At 67.8% G+C, this 15,459-nt stretch carries 17 protein-coding genes; 11 read left to right on the forward strand and 6 right to left on the reverse strand.

Features of this window, described 5'->3' with window-relative positions:
• Nucleotides 1-67 precede the first annotated feature (67 nt).
• The gene (gene gmk / locus AX708_RS10955; RefSeq protein ID WP_066531268.1) at nucleotides 68-718 is read left to right on the forward strand and encodes a guanylate kinase; all 651 of its coding nucleotides are present in this window, start codon (nucleotides 68-70) and stop codon (nucleotides 716-718) included.
• Here the strand turns inward: gmk and AX708_RS10960 are convergent.
• The 5 genes from AX708_RS10960 to AX708_RS10980 all read right to left on the reverse strand — a co-directional run bounded on the left by AX708_RS10960 (nucleotide 715) and on the right by AX708_RS10980 (nucleotide 6,228).
• On the reverse strand, nucleotides 715-1,758 hold the full coding sequence (locus tag AX708_RS10960) for an MBL fold metallo-hydrolase (RefSeq protein ID WP_066531270.1): 1,044 nt from the start codon (nucleotides 1,756-1,758) through the stop codon (nucleotides 715-717). The two genes, gmk and AX708_RS10960, sit on opposite strands and share 4 nt — an antisense overlap.
• A 119-nt stretch (nucleotides 1,759-1,877) precedes the next feature.
• Nucleotides 1,878-2,582: a Crp/Fnr family transcriptional regulator gene (locus AX708_RS10965; protein WP_066531272.1), complete on the reverse strand. Its 705-nt coding sequence runs from the start codon at nucleotides 2,580-2,582 to the stop codon at nucleotides 1,878-1,880.
• A 227-nt stretch (nucleotides 2,583-2,809) separates the two neighbouring features.
• The gene (locus AX708_RS10970; RefSeq protein ID WP_066531276.1) at nucleotides 2,810-3,622 is read right to left on the reverse strand and encodes an SDR family oxidoreductase; all 813 of its coding nucleotides are present in this window, start codon (nucleotides 3,620-3,622) and stop codon (nucleotides 2,810-2,812) included.
• A 159-nt stretch (nucleotides 3,623-3,781) separates the two neighbouring features.
• Nucleotides 3,782-4,921 carry an acyl-CoA dehydrogenase family protein gene (locus AX708_RS10975; protein WP_066531278.1) on the reverse strand — a complete coding sequence of 380 codons (1,140 nt, stop codon included), beginning with the start codon at nucleotides 4,919-4,921 and terminating at the stop codon, nucleotides 3,782-3,784.
• Between the two features lie 113 nt (nucleotides 4,922-5,034).
• Nucleotides 5,035-6,228, reverse strand: coding sequence for an acyl-CoA dehydrogenase family protein (locus tag AX708_RS10980; protein ID WP_066531280.1), 1,194 nt, complete (start codon nucleotides 6,226-6,228; stop codon nucleotides 5,035-5,037).
• Nucleotides 6,229-6,438: 210 nt separating this feature from the next.
• Between AX708_RS10980 and AX708_RS10985 the strand changes: the two genes are divergently transcribed.
• From AX708_RS10985 to AX708_RS20465, 8 genes are all read left to right on the forward strand, one after another.
• The gene (locus AX708_RS10985) at nucleotides 6,439-7,875 is read left to right on the forward strand and encodes an MFS transporter (protein WP_066531281.1); all 1,437 of its coding nucleotides are present in this window, start codon (nucleotides 6,439-6,441) and stop codon (nucleotides 7,873-7,875) included.
• A gap of 76 nt (nucleotides 7,876-7,951) precedes the next feature.
• Nucleotides 7,952-9,289, forward strand: a complete 1,338-nt coding sequence (locus AX708_RS10990) for an acyl-CoA dehydrogenase family protein (protein ID WP_066531282.1) — start codon at nucleotides 7,952-7,954, stop codon at nucleotides 9,287-9,289.
• 146 nt (nucleotides 9,290-9,435) lie between these two features.
• Entirely contained in the window at nucleotides 9,436-10,524 is a 1,089-nt protein-coding gene (locus tag AX708_RS10995) for a Zn-dependent alcohol dehydrogenase (RefSeq protein ID WP_066531285.1), read from the forward strand.
• Entirely contained in the window at nucleotides 10,524-11,699 is a 1,176-nt protein-coding gene (locus AX708_RS11000; RefSeq protein WP_197426180.1) for a phosphotransferase family protein, read from the forward strand. The genes AX708_RS10995 and AX708_RS11000 overlap by 1 nt, the downstream gene beginning before the upstream one ends.
• Before the next feature lie 21 nt (nucleotides 11,700-11,720).
• Nucleotides 11,721-12,557, forward strand: coding sequence for a 2,3,4,5-tetrahydropyridine-2,6-dicarboxylate N-succinyltransferase (gene dapD, locus AX708_RS11005; RefSeq protein WP_066531287.1), 837 nt, complete (start codon nucleotides 11,721-11,723; stop codon nucleotides 12,555-12,557).
• Between the two features lie 109 nt (nucleotides 12,558-12,666).
• On the forward strand, nucleotides 12,667-12,954 hold the full coding sequence (locus AX708_RS11010; protein WP_156443450.1) for a hypothetical protein: 288 nt from the start codon (nucleotides 12,667-12,669) through the stop codon (nucleotides 12,952-12,954).
• The gene (locus tag AX708_RS11015) at nucleotides 12,951-13,172 is read left to right on the forward strand and encodes a DUF2945 domain-containing protein (RefSeq protein WP_066531291.1); all 222 of its coding nucleotides are present in this window, start codon (nucleotides 12,951-12,953) and stop codon (nucleotides 13,170-13,172) included. The genes AX708_RS11010 and AX708_RS11015 overlap by 4 nt, the downstream gene beginning before the upstream one ends.
• A 111-nt stretch (nucleotides 13,173-13,283) precedes the next feature.
• Complete coding sequence (locus AX708_RS20465) at nucleotides 13,284-13,445, forward strand: hypothetical protein (protein WP_156443451.1); 162 nt, start codon at nucleotides 13,284-13,286, stop codon at nucleotides 13,443-13,445.
• Nucleotides 13,446-13,454: 9 nt separating this feature from the next.
• Here AX708_RS20465 and AX708_RS11020 read toward each other — a convergent pair whose 3' ends face one another.
• Nucleotides 13,455-14,768 (reverse strand): dipeptidase, encoded by a 1,314-nt coding sequence (locus AX708_RS11020; RefSeq protein WP_066531292.1) that lies wholly within the window; start codon nucleotides 14,766-14,768, stop codon nucleotides 13,455-13,457.
• Nucleotides 14,769-14,820: 52 nt separating this feature from the next.
• Here AX708_RS11020 and AX708_RS11025 point away from each other — a divergent pair, with 52 nt between their 5' ends.
• Both AX708_RS11025 and AX708_RS11030 read left to right on the forward strand, forming a co-directional pair.
• Complete coding sequence (locus AX708_RS11025; RefSeq protein ID WP_066531293.1) at nucleotides 14,821-15,261, forward strand: cupin domain-containing protein; 441 nt, start codon at nucleotides 14,821-14,823, stop codon at nucleotides 15,259-15,261.
• The coding region (locus AX708_RS11030; protein ID WP_197426378.1) for a DoxX family protein at nucleotides 15,258-15,459 on the forward strand (202 nt) is incomplete at its 3' end. The genes AX708_RS11025 and AX708_RS11030, both read left to right, overlap by 4 nt.

The following is a 15,459-nucleotide window of genomic DNA, read 5'->3' on the forward strand; positions in this document are numbered from 1 at the left end:
GCCCCCCGCCGACAGCGAATCCTGACCGCCCCTTGATTTGTGCCCGCCATCTAAGGCAACGGGGCCCATGGGCGAATCCTCACACACTGCCGCAGACCAGCTCCACCGCCGGGGCCTGATGTTCATCCTCTCCTCGCCCTCGGGCGCGGGGAAGACCACGCTGTCGCGCATGCTGCTCGCCAAGGACGCCGAGATCAAGCTCTCGGTCAGCGCCACCACCCGCCCCCCGCGCCCGGGCGAAATCGACGGGGTGCATTACCACTTCGTCAGCCCGGAAGAGTTCGACCGGATGGTGGAAGAGGACGATTTCTACGAATGGGCGCATGTCTTCGGCCATCGCTACGGCACGCCCAAGGGCAGGATCCGCGCCGGGCTGAAGGAGGGGCAGGACTTCCTGTTCGACATTGACTGGCAGGGCACCCAGCAGCTCTACCAGAAGGACCAGCAGGACGTGGTCCGGGTGTTCATCCTGCCGCCCTCGCTCGAAGAGCTGCACCGCCGGCTGAAGGGCCGCGCCACCGACAGCGCTGAGGTCATCGCCGCCCGCATGGAACGCGCGCGGGCCGAGATCAGCCACTGGGACGGCTACGACTACGTCATCATCAACGACGATATCGACGTGTGCTTCGAAAAGGTCCGCGCGATCCTAGAAGCCGAGCGCATGAAGCGCATGCGCCAGACCGGGCTCATTCCCTTCGTACGCGGGCTGATGGGTTAGGGCGCAGCCGCTCGCACAGGCGCGGTTTCAGCTGCAGGCAGCCCGTTGATGTTGAGGTGCTCCTGCATGATCCAGCAGTGCCCCGGGGTCGAGACCGAGGCGCCGCCCAGCTTGCCTTCCCACTTGCCGAGCATCGTCGCGGTGCAGGCGTCGGCCACGCGGTCCATCCAGGTCTTCACCAGCAGCCAGCGGTTGGCAAAGCCGGTCTCGCCCGCCACGGCCAGAAAATCGACCTTGCCCTGCGCCGCGCGCGCCGCCGCAACCAGATCGGTGACATAGGTCTTCGCGGTCTCGACATCCGCCCGCGTGCCGGGGCGCGAGAGGTGCCCGCCGACGAACACCGCGAAATCATACCCCAGCAGCACGTCATGGGCATCGATAAAGCCCTGCACGTCCTCGGCCATGCCGAGATTGGTGAAGGGCACCCAGCCGGGGTAGACAATATCGACCATCATCAGCACCTTGCCCTGCGGGAACAGGACGATGAGGTTGCCGGGTTCGTGGAAGGCCCCGGCAAGATCGAGCTGCACTTCGGTCGTGCCGAAGCGCATCCGCGTGCTGCCTGCACCCACCACCTGGGTAGGCACCGGGCGGCGCGGATCGGCCAGCCGGGCGAGCTTGTCGCGCGTCGGCACGCTGGCGATGCGCTGGACGTCGGGGCCGAACTGGTCGGCCGCGCCGATATGGTCGATATGGCTGTGGGTGTAGATCACCGCGATCACCGGCTTGTCGGTCGTCGCCGCGATCGCCTGCGAGAGCCGCGGCCCGATCGAGGGCGGGGCATCGACGACCACCACGCCGTCACCGGTCACCGCGAACAGGGCCTGATAGAGCCCGTCGGTGACCATGTGCACCCCCGGCGCCACTTCGCGCACGAGGATGCCGGTGTCCTGCGGCACCGGCACGTCACGCGCGGCCGGCGGCAAGTCCTCCCAGTCGCGCTCGTGCGCCGCCGCGGGCGGGGCGAGCGCGCAGGCCATTGCGGCCGCGAAGGCGATCAGCGCGGGGGCGATCCGGGGCAAGGCAGGAAATTCGGGCATGGCAGACTCCGCGTATCCGGGTGGCAGGAACGGCACCGCCGCTCAATACTGCCCGACCTGCGCTCCCGGCTTGTGCGCGCCTGCTGCAACGTGACCGATCTTGCCCCACTCTACGCCCCTCAGGCGTCGTCGCCGAATTCTGCCAGGGTCTGGAGGTAGCCGAGCTCGCGCACCTGCAGCGCGCGGCCCTGCCGGGCGATCACGCCTTGCGCCTCCCAGTCCGACAGCAGCCGGCTGACATTCTCGCGCGCGAGGCCGGCAAAGGCGCCGAGATCGCTCTGGTTGGGATCGAAGCGCAGGCGCCCGTCATCGCGGGTCGGATCGACCAGCCGCACCAGCGCGCGCGCGAGGCGCGGGGCCATCGAGAAGGTGCGGTCGCTCTCGATCACCAGATTGAGCTGGCGCACCCGCCGCGCAAGCTCGCGCATGACGCCCGCGGCCGAGACGGCATTGGCGGTCGCGGCGGCAAGGAAGGTGTGGCTGGGCAGCAGCAGCACCGTCGAGGGGACGGCCGCGATCACGCTCGCGGTGCGCGGGCCCGAGTCGAGCATCGCGATCTCGCCGACCAGCTCGCCCGGCCCGCAATAATTGAGGATGATCTCATGCCCGCTGGCGCTGACCATGGTGATCTTGAGCCCGCCGGTCAGCACCACCACGGCGAAATCGCCATCCTCGTCGCCCTGCGAGATGATCGGCTCGCCGGGGCGCAGGTCGCGGCGGGTGGCCTCGCGCAGCAGCTGTTCGAGCTGTTCGGGCGCGAGCGCGCGCAGCAGCGTGTCGGGCGCGAGCCGGGCGATGAGATCGTCGAGCGTATCGAGCATCATGCAAAGCCCCCTTCGATTGGCCGAGGATAGGGGCAGGCAAGGCCCCCCGCAACGACTGGCGAGGGGCATGATAAATCGCATCGGCCCGCAAGACCGTGACGGGCATCACAGACGGCGTGTCCGCCGCGCGCGATAGGGAAGACGCGACCCGGGCAGGGGAGCCATTCTCCCCTGCCTCCTCGGCCCACACTCCTGGTGAGAGGGGGTGTGGGCCTCTTTTTTGCCGCTTAGTGGCCGCCGCCCGAGGGATCGGCGAAATGGTTCGGCAGCAGCGCGTTGACCACGCCGCCATCGACCGTCAGCGTCTCGCCCACCACATAGTCGCCCGCCCGGCTGGCGAGGTAGATCGCGGCGGCCGCCATGTCCTCGGTCGTGCCGATGCGCTTGGCCGGAATGCCGCTCGCGCTGGCGTCGGGCGCGTCCTTCGCAGCGCGGTTCATCTCGGACGGGAAGGCGCCCGGCGCGATCGAGGTGACGACGATATTGTCGTGGATCAGCCGCGCGGCCATGCGCCGGGTCAACTGGATCACCGCGGCCTTGGAGGCCTGGTAGGCGTAGGTCTCCCACGGGTTGATCCGCTGCCCGTCGATCGAGGAGACGTGGATCACCTTGGCCGGATGCCCCTGCTTGCCGCCTTCGACCAGCAGGTCGTGGAGCTTCTGGGTGAGGAAGAACGGGGTCTTGACGTTCAAATCCATCGTCCGGTGCCAGCCGGCCTCGGAGAATTCGAGATAGGGCTGGCCCCAGGCGGCCCCGGCGTTGTTGATGAGGATATCGAGGTGGCTCTCGCGCGCCTTCAGCTCATTGGCGAGGCCGACCATGCCGTCCATCTGCGAGAGGTCGGCGGGGATGCCGATCACGCGGTCCGCGCCGAACTCGTCGATGGTCGCCTGCATCTGCTCGACCTTGCGCGCCGAGATATAGACCCGTGCGCAGCCTGCCGCGAGGAGACCCTCGACGAACATCTTGCCGATCCCGCGGCTGCCGCCGGTGACGAGGGCAATGCGGCCTTGGAGGCTGAAAAGTGATTGAATGTCCATGTTTCTCTCCAAACTCCCCTCCCGCTTGAGGGAGGGGTTGGGGGTGGGAATGGGCCGGAAAGGCCCACCCCGCTGCGACTAGCCAGCAAGCTGGCAGGTGTCCTTCGGACAGCTTCGCTTCCTCGCTCCCCTCCCGCGGGCGGGAGGGGCGGTGAAGGCTCAATACCCGCTCAGTTCCGCCACGCGATTGGCGTGGAAGTGCGCGTCGCCGAGGAACTCCGCCAGCGCGCGGTCGCGCTTCATGTAGAGGCCGATGTCGTACTCATCGGTCATGCCGATGCCGCCGTGCATCTGCACGCCTTCCTGCACCGCGAGGCGCGCGACACGCGCGACCTTGGCCTTGGCGACGCTCGCCATCAGGTCGGCATGCGCCGAACCGCCGTCGAGCAGCTGCTGCGCCTTGATGGTCGCGGCGCGGGCGATCTCGACCTCGGAATAGAGGTGGCTGGCGCGGTGCTGGAGCGCCTGAAACTCGCCGATCAGCTTACCGAACTGCTTGCGCTGCTTGAGGTAATCGACCGTCATGTCCATCGCCCCGCGCGCGACGCCGACGCCTTCCGCCGCCGCGCCGACGCGGCCGGCCAGCAGCATGGCGTCAAGCACCGCGCGCCCGCCGTCGACCTCGCCGATCACGGTGTCGCCGTCGAGCTCGACCCCGTCGAACCTGGTGTGGGTCGCCATCGAACTGTCGACCAGCCGCACCGAATCGTGGCTCATGCCCGCCGCATCCTTCGGCACCGCGAACAGGGTGATGCCGTCGGCGTCGTCATCCGAACCGCTGGTGCGCGCGGCGACTACGATCATGTCCGCGCTCGCGCCCTGAATGACGAAGCTCTTGGCGCCGGTCAGCTTGAAGCCGTTGCCCGACTTCTCGGCGCGGGTGGTGATGCGGCTCGGGCGATGCTTGGCGGTCTCGTCGATCGCGACGGCGAACACGCTATCGCCCGCGATCAGCCCCGGCAGGTAGCGGCCCTTCAAGTCCGCCGACCCGTGCTTTAGCGCGGTCGCCGCCAGCACCGAGGAGGTCAGGAACGGCGAAGGCGTCAGGTTGCGGCCGATCTCTTCGAGCACGATCCCCGCCTCGACATGGCCCATGCCGAGCCCGCCGTCGGCCTCGTCCACGAGCATGCCGGTGAAGCCCATTTCGGCCATCTGCCTCCACAGGGCGTGGCCGAAGCCATCCTTGCAATTGCGGTCGCGCCAATGGCGCAGCTGCTTGGCGATATTGCCTTCCTCGGCCATGAACCCGGCCGCGGTGTCGGCGAGCATCGCCTGATCTTCGTTGTGATACAGGGGCATTGGTTTTCCCTCTCCCGGAAATTCAAATCGTCATCCCGGGCTTGACCCGGGATCGCCATCGTCTGGGTGCCAGTTGCGAGCGGCCCCGGATCAAGTCCGGGGCGACGCCAGTCTCAAGCCCCCGGCAGGTCGAGGATGCGCTTGGCGATGACGTTGAGCATCACCTCGCTCGTCCCGCCCTCGATCGAGTTGGCCTTGGTGCGCAGCCAGTTGCGCGACGGCTTGCCGCCCTCGGTCGCCTCGCTTTCCCATTCGAGGCTGCGCGAGCCGCCGACTGCCATCATCAGCTCGTGGCGGCGCTTGTTGAGCTCGGTCCCGGCATATTTCATCATGTTGGGCTGCGCGGGGTGCGCCTTGCCGACCTTGATCTCGTCGAGGAACTTCTCGCCCATCGCGGCATAGGCGAGGGCATCGACGTCGAACTGCGCGAGCTCGGCGCGCAGCACCGGGTCGATGTCGTCGCCGGTCTTGGCCGCATGGCGCTTCATCGCGGCGCCGATCGCCGCCGCCCGCTCGCCGCCGTCGGCACCCGAGATCATCTCGCGCTCGTGGCCGAGAAGATACTTGGCGACGTCCCAGCCGCGGTTGATGGTGCCCACATAGGCCGGCACGTCATCGCCGTAGGACTTGGGCACGGCGACATTGTCGAAGAAGGTCTCGCAGAAAGGCGAGGAGCCGGAGATCAGCTTGATCGGCTTGGTGGTGACGCCTTCGCTCGCCATGTCGAACAGCATGAAGGTGATGCCGCCGTACTTGTTCTCCTTGTCGGTGCGGACGAGGCAGAAGATCCAGTCGGCCTGGTCGGCGTAGGAGGTCCAGATCTTCTGGCCGTTGACGACCCAGTGATCGCCCTTGTCCTCGCCGAAGGTCTGCAAGCTGACGAGGTCACTGCCCGAACCCGGTTCCGAATAGCCCTGACACCAGCGGATCTCGCCGCGGGCGATCTCGTTGAGGAAGCGCTGCTTCTGCCCCTCGGTGCCGAAATGCAGCAGCGCCGGGCCGAGCATCCAGATGCCGAAGGAGGAGAGCGGCGGGCGGGCGCCGATCTTGCCCATTTCCTCGCGCAGCACCTTGGCCTCGGGAGCGCTGAGGCCAGCGCCGCCATATTCCTTGGGCCACATCGGCACGGTGTAGCCCTTGGCGATGCAGGCCTCGAGCCATGCCTTCTGCGCGTCGTTCTTGAAGGTCGCGCGGCGGCCGCCCCAGTAGATGTCGTCCTCGCCGCGCACCGGCTCGCGCATTTCGGGCGGGCAGTTGGCTTCGAGCCACGCGCGGGTTTCTGTCCGGAAATTCTCAAGATCGGCCATGACCGACTCTCCTCTCTCGTCTCTCGGTTGACGCTTACGTTAGTGGCATTTTGCGACTGGCTGCAAGCGTCCTTCGCGCGGGACAGGATGCCGTAGCGTCAGACGACATCCGATTGACGCGCCCGTCAATCGGTCTAGGTTCGCAACCGAAATGGGAGAGAGAAAAGTGGCCGGAATCGGCGGATCGCCAAGCTGCAGGGGCAGGCGCGGATGAGCCTTGTGACCGGGCCGCTCCCTTGGCGGCTCAAACTGATGCACGGCTTCGGCGCGGTCGCCTTCGGGGTGAAGGACGGCGGCTTCTCGTTCTTCCTGCTGCCGTTCTACAATCTTGTGCTGGGGGTGGACGCCGGGATCGTCGGCGCGGCGCTGGCGACGGCGCTGGTGATCGATGCGCTGGTCGATCCGCTGATCGGGCACCTGTGCGACCGCACCTACACCCGCTGGGGCCGCCGCCTGCCGTGGCTCTATACCGCCCCGCTCCCGCTGGCGCTGGCCTGGACGCTGCTGTGGAGCCCGCCCTTTACCGGGGTGCCGGGGTTCTGGGAGATCGTCGCGCTGGCGGTCGGCGTGCGCCTGCTGCTGTCGGCCTGCGAGGTGCCCTCGATCAGCATGGTGCCCGAAATCACCGCCGACTATGTCGAGCGCACGACGCTGTTCCGCTACCGCTATCTGTCGGGCTGGATCGGGGGCCTCGCCATGTCGGTGTTGGCCTTCACGGTGTTCCTGCCGACCCCGCAATCCCAGCTCGAGCCCGATGGCTACGCATTGTTCGGGATGGTCGGCGCGGTGGTCATGCTGGTTTCGGTGGTCGGCTCGGCGGCGGGGCAGCACCGCTATGTCGCGCGCCTGCCCGAGACCACCTCGCAGCCCTTCTCGCTCGCGCGGGCCTTCGGCGAAATCTTCGATGCCTTCCGCGAGCGCGCCTTCGTGATCTTCGCCTGCGGAGCGCTCGCCGCCCATGTCAGCACCGGGCTGTCGCTCTCGATCACGCTCTATGTCACGCGCTACGTGTGGCAGTTCAGCGAGCTCGCCTTCAAGCTCTACCCGCTGGCGCTGGGGCTGTCCGTGATCGCGATGTTCCTGATCGTCGGCCCGCTCCACCGCCGCTTCGGCAAGCCGATGAGCGGGGCGGCCGGGTCGCTGGTGACGCTCGGAATTGCGGCGACGCCCTATGTCCTGTTCCTCGCGGACCTGTGGCCCACGACCGGATCGGCGCTGTCGACGGGCCTGTTCATGGGCTTCATGGTCGCGGCCAACACCGCCGGCGTGGTGACGATCATCTCGGCCACCTCGATGGTCGCCGAGATCGTTGAGGCTTACGAGGAGCGCACCGGCAAGCGCGCCGAGGGGACGTTCTATGCGGGCAACTGGCTGGTCACCAAGGCGGCGACCGGCGGGGGCATCCTGCTCACCAGCCTGATCGTGCAGATCGTCGGCCTGCAGCCGGGGACCACGCAGGCCGCGGTCGCGCCCGAGGTGGTTCGGAACCTCGCGATCGCCTATCTGATCGTGGCCACCGCGCTGGCGGTGATCGCGGCCTTCTGGCTCTCGCGCTTTCCCATCACCCGCGCCGATCACGAGGCCCGCGTTGCCGCGCGGATCGTGCGCGAGCGTGCCGTAACGTCAGGACCTGTCACTCACAAATGAGGGCTTGGCGCGGGCAGGAGGCTCTGCCACGCTCCCCCAAAGATTCGATTTCGAACTAGGACGAGAGGAACCCCCCATGGATTTCGAACCCACCGAACGGCAGGCCTATTGGCGTGACCGCGTGCGCGATTTCATCGAGACGCACGTGCGCCCCAACATGGATGTCTACAAGGCGCAGGACGCCGAGGGCGGGCGCTGGAAGGTGATCCAGATCATCGAGGACAAGAAGAAGCTGGCGAAAGAGGCCGGCATCTGGAACCTGTTCATGCCGCCGCGCAATGACAGCCACCACCATGTCGACGAGACCTTCGAATTCGACGGCCCCGGCCTCACCAACCTCGAATATGCCCTGTGCGCCGAGGAAATGGGCCGCATCGGCTGGGCGAGCGAAGTGTTCAACTGCTCCGCGCCCGATACCGGCAACATGGAGGTCTTCCACCGCTACGGCACGCGCGAGCAGAAGGAAGAATGGCTGCGCCCGCTGATGAACGGCGAGATCCGTTCGGCCTTCCTGATGACCGAGCCCTACACCGCCTCCTCGGACGCGACCAATATCGAGACCCGGATCGAGCGTGACGGCGATCACTATGTGATCAACGGGCGCAAGTGGTGGTCGAGCGGCCTCGGCGATCCGCGCTGCAAGGTCGCGATTGTCATGGGCAAGACCGACTTCTCCGCCCAGCGCCACGCGCAGCAGTCGATGGTGCTGATGCCGATCGACGCGCCCGGCGTGAACATCATCCGCCACCTGCCCGTCTTCGGCTATGACGATGCCCCGCACGGCCACATGGAAGTCGAGATGGTCAACGTGCGCGTGCCCGTCTCGAACATGCTGCTCGGCGAGGGCCGCGGCTTCGAGATCGCGCAGGGCCGCCTCGGGCCGGGCCGCATCCACCACTGCATGCGCACCATCGGCGTCGCCGAGGAAGCGCTCGCCAAGATGTGCCGCCGCCTGCAGGAGCGCGAGGCCTTCGGCAAGCCGGTCTACAAGCACTCGGTCTGGGAAGAGCGCGTCGCGCGCGCCCGCATCGACATCGACATGACGCGCCTGCTGTGCCTCAAGGCCGCCGACATGATGGACAAGGTCGGCAACAAGGCGGCGAAGCAGGAAATCGCGATGATCAAGGTGCAGGCGCCCAACATGGCGCTCAAGATCATCGACGATGCGATCCAGGCCCACGGCGGCGGCGGGGTGTCGGAAGACTACGGCCTCGCCTCGGCCTATGCCCACCAGCGCACGCTGCGTCTGGCGGACGGGCCGGACGAGGTCCACGCCCGCTCGATCGCGCACATGGAATTCGCCAAGCACGCGCCGGTCCCCGGCCCGACGGCGAACGCCCTGCGCGGCAACCACGGGCGCGCGGCCAATGACGGCCAGAGCTTCAGCTCGGGCGACATGGGCGTGGCGCGCTGACACTTAACTCCCCTCCCGCTTGCGGGAGGGGGCGGGGGTGGGCACGGGCCGACCGCGAGGAAGGCCCACCCCGCTGCGACCAGGACTTGCGAGGCAAGCCCAAGTCTCGCTCCCCCCCCCGCAAGCGGGAGGGGTGAGGAATTATCATGGCAAAAGCCGCCATTCTCGAAGCACCCGGCGCAGGTCTTCGCATCGCCGAGGTCACCTATGCCGAACCCGGCCCGCACGAGGTCCTGATCGACACCAAGGCCTGCGGGCTGTGCCATTCGGACCTGCACTTCATCGACGGGCATTACCCCCACGCCCTGCCCTGCATTCCGGGACACGAGGCGGCGGGGATCGTGCGCGCGGTCGGCAGCGAAGTCCGCACCGTGAAGCCGGGCGACCATGTCGTCTCCTGCCTCTCGGCCTTCTGCGGCCACTGCGAGTTCTGCGTCACCGGCCGCATGGCGCTGTGCCTCGGCGGTGACACCCGCCGCGCCAAGGGCGAGGCCTCGCGCATCGCCTTTGCCGATGGCGCGCCGGTCAACCAGATGCTCAACCTCTCTGCCCTGTCCGAGCAAATGCTGATCCACGAGCACGCCTGCGTCGCGATCGACAAGGCCATGCCCTTCGACCGCGCCGCGCTGCTCGGCTGCGCGGTGACGACCGGCGCGGGGACGATCTTCAACGCCTGCAAGGTGACCCCGGGCGAGACCGTGCTGGTGGTCGGCTGCGGAGGCGTGGGCCTCGCCGCGATCAACGCCGCCAGAATCGCGGGCGCTGGCAAGATCATCGCCGCCGACCCCTTGCCCGAAAAGCGCGCGCTGGCCGAAGTGCTCGGCGCGACCCACACCGTCGATGCGCTCGCCGAGGATGCGGCGAAACAGATCATCGCGATCAGCGGCGGCGGGGTCGACTGGGGGATCGAGGCGGTCGGACGGCAAGCCTCGGCCGACCTCGCGGTCGCCAGCCTCAAGCGCGGCGGCACTGCGGTGATCCTCGGGATGATGCCCTTGGACTGCAAGGTCGGGCTCGGCGCCTTCGACCTGCTCAGCGGCAAGAAGCTGATGGGCGCGATCATGGGGATGAACCACTTCCCCGTCGATCTGCCGCGCCTTGTCGACTTCTACCTGCGCGGGTTGCTCGATCTCGACACGATCATTGCCGAGCGTATCCCGCTCGAAGCGGTGAACGAGGGCTTCAACACGATGCGCGCCGGGCACGCCGCGCGCACGGTGGTGGTGTTCGACTGATGACAGACGCTCCCCAGATCGATTTCGACAAGGAAATGGTCGGCACGGTCGAAGTGACCGAGAAGGACGCGCTCGATCTTGCCAGCCTCACCGCGTGGTTCGAGGCCAATGTCGAGGGCTTCCAAGGCCCGATCAGCTACACCAAGTTCAAGGGCGGCCAATCGAACCCGACCTATCGGATCGACACCCCCGGCGCGAGCTACGTCCTCAGGCGCCAGCCCTTCGGCAAGCTGCTGCCCAGTGCCCACGCGGTCGACCGCGAATATGCGGCGATGACCGGGCTCTATCCGACCGGCTTCCCGGTGCCGCGCACCTATGGCCTCTGCGAAGACCCCGAGGTCATCGGCTCCAAGTTCTTCGTGATGAGCATGGCCGATGGCCGCTCGCTGTGGAACGGCGCGCTGCCCGGCATGGAGCCCGAAGAGCGCCGCGCGATCTATCACGCGCTGATCGACACGATGGCCGACCTCCACCTTAACCAGCCCGAGCAGATCGGGATGGGCGACTACGGCAAGCCCACCGATTACTGCGCGCGCCAGATCACCCGCTGGACCAAGCAGTACAAGCTCTCCGAAACCGAGCACATGCCGGAAATGGAAGCGCTGATCGAATGGCTGCCGCAGACCATCCCGCCGCAGCACGGCTCGTCCGTGGTCCACGGCGACTACCGGCTCGACAACGTGATCTTCCACAAGGAGGAGCCGCGCATCATCGCGGTGCTCGACTGGGAGCTGTCGACGCTGGGCGATCCGATCGCGGACTTCAGCTACCTGATGCTCAACTGGCACAACCCCGCCGATGGCCGCGCGGGGCTGCTGGGGCTGGATCTCGAGGCGCTCGGCATCCCCTCGCAGGAGGAAGCGGTGGAACGCTACGTCGCACGCACCGGCTTCCCGGTCCCGCCGATGGACTGGTACTTCGCCTACAACCTGTTCCGCCTCGCCGGGATCATGCAGGGCATCAAGAAGCGCGTGATCGACGGCACCGCCTCCAGCGCCCACGCGCAGGCGATGAGCGACCGGGTGCGCCCGCTGGCGGAGCGGGCCTACCAGTTCGCTGTGGCAGCAGGGATGCCCGCAAAAGGCACGGGCGCCTGGGCGGCTTACGTATGCCGCTCCCCCGCTTGCAGCCTCCGCTTGCCGCAGGCGCGCGGCGCGGCTAGGCGCGCGTCATAACCCGACGCCCGGAGACCGCCCATGACCGACAGCCTCATCACCGCCATCGAAGCCGCATGGGAAGACCGCGCCTCCGTCACCCCCGGCCACGCCGTCGGAGAGGCGGTGAACGCGGCGCTCGCCCTGCTCGACAGCGGCGAGGCACGCGTCGCCCAGCCTGACGGCAAGGGCGGGTGGCAGGTCAACCAGTGGCTCAAGAAGGCGGTGCTGCTCTCCTTCCGCCTCAACGACAACGCCGTAGTCGATGGCGGCGCGGCCGGGGCGCCCGCCTATGACAAGGTGCCGCTGAAGTTCGCCGGTTGGGGCGAGAACCGCTTCAAGGACGCGGGCTTCCGCGTCGTCCCCGGCGCGGTGGTGCGGCGCGGAGCGCATATCTCCAAGGGCGCGGTGCTGATGCCGAGCTTCGTCAACATCGGCGCCTATGTCGGCGAGAACACCATGATCGACACCTGGGCCACCGTCGGCTCCTGCGCGCAGATTGGGGCGAACGTCCACATCTCGGGCGGCGCGGGGATCGGGGGCGTGCTCGAGCCGCTCCAGGCCGAACCCGTCATCATCGGCGACAACGCCTTCATCGGTGCGCGCGCGGAAGTGGCCGAGGGCGTTCGCGTGGGCGAAGGCGCGGTGCTCTCGATGGGGGTCTATCTCGGCGCCTCGACCAAGATCGTCGACCGCGCCACCGGCGAGGTCCACATGGGCGCGGTCCCGCCCTATGCGGTGGTCGTCCCCGGCTCGATGCCCGGCAAGCCGCTCCCCGACGGCACCATGGGCCCCAGCCTCTACTGCGCGGTGATCGTCAAGACCGTCGACGCCCAGACCCGCTCCAAGACCGGCATCAACGAGCTGCTGCGCGACTGACCGGCGGGCAGGCCTGCCCTGCCCGCTTTTCGCTTCGTTCCATCATGGGATAGCGAACCGTTTGCCCCGTGCCGGCATGATCTCCTGCCCATTGCCGCAGGAGCCCTTCATGCCGACACCCGATCCCCGCACCCGCATCGACGAAACCGACGCCAAGGCCGGCAGCCGCGAAGGCGTGGTGCGCTGGGTACTGGCGATCAGCCTCGTTCTCGCAATCGGCGCGATGACGCTCGTCTGGGTGACCGGCGCGCTGACGCAGAATGCGGACGAGGCCCAGATGAATGTGGAGCGCAAGCCCGACGCCGGGGGCGATGCGGCAAGGTCCGAGGACAGCTCGACCGACGGGATCATCACCGGCGACGAGGCCCTCGCTCCCGCAGGCCCGGCGACGCCATGAGCGACACCTTCCGCAAGGGCCAGAAGGTCAGCTGGTCGTGGGGTAACGGCACTGTGACGGGCAGGATCAAGGACCGCTACGAGCGCAGCGTGACGCGCAAGATCAAGGGCTCCGAAATCACCCGCAACGGTGACAAGGACGATCCGGCCTACCTGATCGAACAGGAGGACGGCGACGAGGTGCTCAAGCTCGCAAGTGAACTCAAAGCGGCGGGCTGACTTGCCGATTGTTCCACGATCCGGCGGCTTTCGGGAACCATTTGTCGCTCCCCGGGGTTGATTGACGTTACGGAAAGATGTTCCCTAACGTCAACAACAACGGGGAGAGCAATGATGGCCGATCCAAAGGACTCCATCCGCATCAACGAAGACGCCGCGCGCGGCGCAGTCAGCAACACGGGCCTGCGCTATGTGCTGGGCTTCAGCCTGGTGTTCGCGGTGATCGCGATGAGCCTGGTGTGGATCATCCCCGCTCTCGCGATGGCGCACTGATCCGGCGGATCACTCCGTCTTGGCCGGCGGGGTGATCAGCGTCTCGATCGGCGGCTCGCCCGCGACGCTGGCCGCATAGGCCTCGGCCGCGCGCATCACGCGCAGGATGTTGCGGCTCGCGATCAGTTCGAGCTCGGCCTGCGAGAGCCCGCGCCGCGCGAGTTCGGTGAACAGCGCGGGGTAGCCGCTGACATCCTCCATCCCCGCCGGGCCGATCGGCATCCCGTCATAATCGCCGCCGATGCCGATATGCTCGATTCCGGCGACTGCGCGGATGTGCATGATGTGATCGGCGACGTCGGCGATGGCCGCCTTGGGCTCGGGATTGGCGGCGAGCCACGCGTCCATCGCCTTGGCCGCGGCATCGGGATTGCCGAGGTGGACGACCCGCAATCGCGCCAGCTCGCCCGCGCGCTTGGCGTCCCACTGGCGGATGTCCTCGTCGATGAACCGCGGCAGGGCGACCACCATCACCACCCCGCCGTTTTCCGGCAGGCGCGCGAGCACGGCATCGGGCACGTTGCGCGGATGCGGGGTCACCCCGCGCGCGCCCGAGTGGCTGAAGATCACCGGGGCTTTGGCCACATCGAGCGCGTCCATCATCGTCGCCTCGCTGACGTGGCTGAGGTCGACCAGCATGCCGATGCGGTTCATCTCGCGCACCACGTCCATGCCGAAGGGGGTGAGGCCGCCGTGTTTGGGCGCGTCGGTCGCGGCATCGGCCCAGGGGATGTTCGAGTTGTGAGTCAGCGTCATGTAGCGCGCGCCCATCGCGTAGAACTGGCGCAGCACGGCAAGGCTCGATCCGATCGAATAGCCGCCCTCCATCCCCAGCAAGGAAGCGACCTTGCCCTCGCGCATCGCGGTCTCGACCTGATCGGCGGTGAGGGCGTAGCGCATGGTATCGGGATTGCGCGCGATCAGGCGCTTGGTGACGTCGATCTGCTCGATCGTCTGCTGGATCGCGGCGGCCTCGTTGGCGTTGTGCGGCACATAGACCGACCAGAACTGCGCGCCGACCTTGCCCTTCTTGAGCCGGGTGAGATCGGTGTGCATCGCGCCGCCCTCGCCGCCGACATGGTCGTGCCCCGCAAGCGTATCGGTAAAGTCGAAGGCGTTGATCTGGTTGGCATAGCGCTGGCGCAGCTGGCCCGGCGCGTCATTGTGCCCGTCGAACACCGGCGCGGCCTCGAGCGCGGCTTCGGCGATGGCGGCGGCGGTGGCATCGTCGACGCGCGCCGGCTTGGCGGTTTGCGCGGCGAGCGGGCTCGCCAGCAGCAGCGCGGCGGCGATGGCGAGGCAGGAAGGCGCGGAGAGTTGCATGGGGGAAGCTCCCGAAGCTAGAGCGCCGAGAACGGCGGACAAGGAATGCACCATGGATAGCGCGCGCGCATTGATCGAACAATTGGGCCTGATGCCCCACCCTGAGGGCGGATGGTATCGCGAGACGTGGCGCGGAGATGCGGGGCCGGACGGCCGTGCCAGCGGCACGGCGATCATCTTCCTGCTGCGCGCCGGCGAGGCTTCGCACTGGCACACGGTCGATGCGGCCGAGCTGTGGCTGTGGCAGGCGGGCGATCCGGTCGAGCTGCGGCTTGCTGCCACGGACGCAGGCCCCGCCCGCTCGGTGATCCTCGGCAGCGACATTGCGGCAGGCCAGCAATTGCAGGGCCTCGTCGCGCCGGGCGAATGGCAGGCAGCGCGCCCCTTTGGCGCCCCCGCTCACGGCTACTCGCTCGTCTCTTGCGTCGTCGTGCCGGGGTTCGACTTCGCGGGGTTCAGGCTCGCGCCTCCGGGCTGGGAACCGGGCGCGTGACCAAGGCGATCCTGCGCTGGCTGCTGGCGGTGTTCTACTTCGCCGCCGGGGTGATCCATATCCTCAAGCCCGCGCCATTCCTCACCATCATGCCCGCATGGGTGCCCGCTCCGGAGGCGGTGGTGCTGTGGACGGGGGTGGCCGAGATCCTCGGCGCGATCGGGCTGGTGCAGCCGGTCTCGAAGCCGCTGCGGCAGG

Source organism: Erythrobacter sp. CCH5-A1 (genome assembly GCF_001557115.1).
Classification (GTDB): Bacteria; Pseudomonadota; Alphaproteobacteria; order Sphingomonadales; family Sphingomonadaceae; genus Erythrobacter.